Source organism: Burkholderia cepacia (genome assembly GCF_001039005.1).
GTDB lineage: Bacteria > Pseudomonadota > Gammaproteobacteria > Burkholderiales > Burkholderiaceae > Burkholderia > Burkholderia theae.
On record NZ_LDWR01000160.1, the window covers coordinates 1 to 276 of the forward strand.

The following is a 276-nucleotide window of genomic DNA, read 5'->3' on the forward strand; positions in this document are numbered from 1 at the left end:
CGGCGAACAGCTCGATCACCTCGCTGTCGACCTCCACGTCGACCGGCCTGTCGTCGGCTAATAGCTCGATCACGTCGCTGTCCACCTCGACCTCGACCGGTATCAGCTCGCTGTCCACGGGCCTCAGCTCGACCGACAGCTCGGTGACCTCGCTGTCGACTTCCACGTCGACGGGCCTGTCGTCGGCCAACAGCTCGATCACCTCGCTGTCGACGTCGACGTCGACGGGCCTGTCGTCGGCGAACAGCTCCATCACTTCGCTGTCCACGTCGACCT

The 276-nt window shown here is 64.9% G+C and carries 1 protein-coding gene; it reads right to left on the reverse strand.

Translation table 11 applies throughout. The features are described 5' to 3' along the window. On the reverse strand, window positions 1-253 hold a 253-nt coding region (locus VL15_RS42990; protein WP_230684636.1), incomplete at its 3' end, for a hypothetical protein. Window positions 254-276: the final 23 nt, after the last annotated feature.